Origin of the sequence: Cytobacillus sp. SAFR-174, from assembly GCF_051964675.1 — a bacterium.
GTDB lineage: Bacteria > Bacillota > Bacilli > Bacillales > Cytobacillaceae > Cytobacillus.
The window spans coordinates 1-2,781 of the sequence record NZ_JBQCMZ010000044.1 but is presented as its reverse complement, the minus strand read 5'-3'; the positions used below and the strand labels follow the sequence as shown (position 1 = coordinate 2,781).

Below are 2,781 nucleotides of genomic sequence, written 5' to 3'. Positions count from 1 at the left end.
ACTTGGTTAAGTCCTCGATCGATTAGTATCAGTCAGCTCCACATGTCGCCACGCTTCCACCTCTGACCTATCAACCTGATCATCTTTCAGGGATCTTACTAGCTTGACGCTATGGGAAATCTCATCTCGAGGGGGGCTTCATGCTTAGATGCTTTCAGCACTTATCCCTTCCGCACATAGCTACCCAGCGATGCCTTTGGCAAGACAACTGGTACACCAGCGGTGCGTCCATCCCGGTCCTCTCGTACTAAGGACAGCTCCTCTCAAATTTCCTGCGCCCACGACGGATAGGGACCGAACTGTCTCACGACGTTCTGAACCCAGCTCGCGTACCGCTTTAATGGGCGAACAGCCCAACCCTTGGGACCGACTACAGCCCCAGGATGCGATGAGCCGACATCGAGGTGCCAAACCTCCCCGTCGATGTGGACTCTTGGGGGAGATAAGCCTGTTATCCCCGGGGTAGCTTTTATCCGTTGAGCGATGGCCCTTCCATGCGGAACCACCGGATCACTAAGCCCGACTTTCGTCCCTGCTCGACTTGTAGGTCTCGCAGTCAAGCTCCCTTGTGCCTTTACACTCTGCGAATGATTTCCAACCATTCTGAGGGAACCTTTGGGCGCCTCCGTTACTTTTTAGGAGGCGACCGCCCCAGTCAAACTGCCCACCTGACACTGTCTCCCGCCCCGATCAGGGGCGCGGGTTAGAATTTCAATACAGCCAGGGTAGTATCCCACCGACGCCTCCACCGAAGCTGGCGCTCCGGCTTCTCAGGCTCCTACCTATCCTGTACAAGCTGTACCAAAATTCAATATCAGGCTACAGTAAAGCTCCACGGGGTCTTTCCGTCCTGTCGCGGGTAACCTGCATCTTCACAGGTACTATAATTTCACCGAGTCTCTCGTTGAGACAGTGCCCAGATCGTTACGCCTTTCGTGCGGGTCGGAACTTACCCGACAAGGAATTTCGCTACCTTAGGACCGTTATAGTTACGGCCGCCGTTTACTGGGGCTTCGATTCAAAGCTTCGCTTGCGCTAACCTCTCCTCTTAACCTTCCAGCACCGGGCAGGCGTCAGCCCCTATACTTCGCCTTGCGGCTTCGCAGAGACCTGTGTTTTTGCTAAACAGTCGCCTGGGCCTATTCACTGCGGCTCATCAGGGCTATTCACCCTAATGAGCACCCCTTCTCCCGAAGTTACGGGGTCATTTTGCCGAGTTCCTTAACGAGAGTTCTCTCGCTCACCTTAGGATTCTCTCCTCGCCTACCTGTGTCGGTTTGCGGTACGGGCACCTTTTCCCTCGCTAGAGGCTTTTCTTGGCAGTGTGGAATCAGGAACTTCGGTACTAAATTTCCCTCGCCGTCACAGCTCAGCCTGTGTGGTAACGGGATTTGCCTCGTTACCGGCCTAACTGCTTGGACGCGCTAATCCAGCAGCGCGCTTACCCTATCCTCCTGCGTCCCCCCATTGCTCAAACGGTAAAGAGGTGGTACAGGAATATCAACCTGTTGTCCATCGCCTACGCTTTTCAGCCTCGGCTTAGGTCCCGACTAACCCTGAGCGGACGAGCCTTCCTCAGGAAACCTTAGGCATTCGGTGGATGGGATTCTCACCCATCTTTCGCTACTCATACCGGCATTCTCACTTCTAAGCGCTCCACCAGTCCTTGCGGTCTGGCTTCAACGCCCTTAGAACGCTCTCCTACCACTGACATCGGAAGATGTCAATCCACAGCTTCGGTGATACGTTTAGCCCCGGTACATTTTCGGCGCGGAGTCACTCGACCAGTGAGCTATTACGCACTCTTTAAATGGTGGCTGCTTCTAAGCCAACATCCTGGTTGTCTAAGCAACTCCACATCCTTTTCCACTTAACGTATACTTTGGGACCTTAGCTGGTGGTCTGGGCTGTTTCCCTCTTGACTACGGATCTTATCACTCGCAGTCTGACTCCCATGGATAAGTCTTTGGCATTCGGAGTTTGTCTGAATTCGGTAACCCGATGGGGGCCCCTAGTCCAAACAGTGCTCTACCTCCAAGACTCTTACTACATGAGGCTAGCCCTAAAGCTATTTCGGAGAGAACCAGCTATCTCCAAGTTCGATTGGAATTTCTCCGCTACCCACACCTCATCCCCGCACTTTTCAACGTGCGTGGGTTCGGGCCTCCATCCAGTGTTACCTGGACTTCACCCTGGACATGGGTAGATCACCTGGTTTCGGGTCTACGACCACATACTCATTCGCCCTATTCAGACTCGCTTTCGCTGCGGCTCCGTCTTATCAACTTAACCTCGCATGTAATCGTAACTCGCCGGTTCATTCTACAAAAGGCACGCTATCACCCATTAACGGGCTCTAACTACTTGTAGGCACACGGTTTCAGGATCTCTTTCACTCCCCTTCCGGGGTGCTTTTCACCTTTCCCTCACGGTACTGGTTCACTATCGGTCACTAGGGAGTATTTAGCCTTGGGAGATGGTCCTCCCTGCTTCCGACGGGATTTCTCGTGTCCCGCCGTACTCAGGATCCACTCTGGAGGGAACGAAGTTTCAACTACAGGGCTTTTACCTTCTCTGGCCGGCCTTTCCAGACCTGTTCATTTACCTCGTTCCTTTGTAACTCCGTATAGAGTGTCCTACAACCCCAGGAGGCAAGCCTCCTGGTTTGGGCTAATCCCGTTTCGCTCGCCGCTACTCAGGGAATCGCGTTTGCTTTCTCTTCCTCCGGGTACTTAGATGTTTCAGTTCCCCGGGTCTGCCTTCCATACCCTATGTATTCAG

Annotated in this window: 1 rRNA gene; it reads right to left on the bottom strand. The window is 53.5% G+C overall.

The features are described from left to right. Positions 1-2 precede the first annotated feature (2 nt). Positions 3-2,781 (bottom strand): 23S ribosomal RNA (locus ACTHRG_RS23460); the annotation flags it as partial.